Genomic DNA, 1,377 nt, shown 5'->3' on the forward strand with positions numbered 1-1,377 from the left:
TATATGGACGCTCCCGGTTGAACAAGGCATTTTTCAGCAAGATGTAAAATCGGTAACTGCAGGCATATATCCGGTTTCTTATGGGGCTTCTGCGCCCCGAACCATGATGAAATCCGCCAGGTGAGAACCAAGCATCCACTACGGGCTATCGTGCCCATCGGCGAACCGGTTTACCTCACCTGCGGTCTTACCTGTTTTGCCATCTTTTTGATTACACCTGCAATTCCGGACTGCGTTTTACCCTTTCTGAACCCCTGCGAGGACTGAGCGGTGCTCAGGCCCCCGCAGGGGGACGATATTCTGTTTCATGGACCAGCATCGACCACAGTATCCGCGCTGTTTTACTCGCCTGTGCCACTACCGCGACATTGTAATTTTTGCGTTTCAGCAGTCCGTCGAGCCACCGCATGTCTTCCCGGTGTCGCTCAATCACGGAAGCGACTGCACGGGCTCCGTGAACCAGAAGATAACGGAAGTAACCATCGCCCCGTTTGCTTATCCGCCCCAGATGCTGTTTGCCTCCGCTGGAATGTTCACGCGGCGTTAACCCCATCCAGGCTGAGAACTGTTTTGCACAGCTGAACTGCTTTCCGTCACCCACTGACGCGACCAGATACGTCGCTGTCAGCAGTCCGACGCCGGGCACTTTTGTCATGCGTTTACAGGCTGCCTGTGTTTCAGCCCATGACTGCAGTTGTTGTTCGATCAGCACCAGATGGTCATCCAGCGCATCAATATGCGCCATCTGCCGTAATGCGCTGGCACGAACGAACGGGGATAACTCATTTTCTCCGTCTTCAAGAATTTCTGGAACGCCCTGCTTCAGCGCTTTTCTGCCCGTTGCCATCACAAAACCAAACTCGCTCAGCATGGCCCGCAGGCTGTTCGTACAGGCGACCCGTTCCCGGATAATGATATCCCGCTCCGTATGAAGGGCGAGCACAGCCTGCTGGTCAACGGTTTTGACCTGAACAAAACGCATATTGGGCCGAGTAACAGCTTCGCAGATGGCTTCCGCATCCGTCGCATCGGTCTTGTTGGTTTTGACGTAAGGCTTGACGTACTGCGGTGGCATCAGCCTGACCTGATGGCCGTGGCGGATAAACATGCGGGCAAAATGGTGGCTGGATGAACACGCCTCCATCCCAATAAGACAGGGTTCGAGACGGATAACGAACTCAGCAAACTTTGCCCGCGAGAGTTTCTTTTTCAGCACGGTCTGGCCGGTGTGATCGACACCATGAAGAACGAAAACGTTTTTTGCCAGATCGATACCAAGGGTAGATACTTGCATTTGGACGCTCCTTCTTTTGAGATTTGACACTCATACTCTGGCACATCTGATGCCGTTAAGATGGAGCGTCCATCTCATTATCC

At 53.3% G+C, this 1,377-nt stretch carries 1 protein-coding gene; it reads right to left on the minus strand.

Annotated features, from left to right (window positions below; genetic code table 11):
- Nucleotides 1-274 precede the first annotated feature (274 nt).
- Complete coding sequence (locus WCT94_RS20640) at nucleotides 275-1,294, minus strand: IS110 family transposase (protein WP_336871582.1); 1,020 nt, start codon at nucleotides 1,292-1,294, stop codon at nucleotides 275-277.
- Nucleotides 1,295-1,377: the final 83 nt, after the last annotated feature.

Origin of the sequence: Pectobacterium sp. 1950-15, assembly GCF_037136835.1 — a bacterium.
Taxonomy (GTDB): domain Bacteria; phylum Pseudomonadota; class Gammaproteobacteria; order Enterobacterales; family Enterobacteriaceae; genus Pectobacterium.

What these genes read in the sequence shown, in the direction of transcription:
- WCT94_RS20640 (WP_336871582.1), bottom strand. Translation starts at nt 1,294, where the DNA reads ATGCAAGTATCTACCCTTGGTATCGATCTGGCAAAAAACGTTTTCGTT.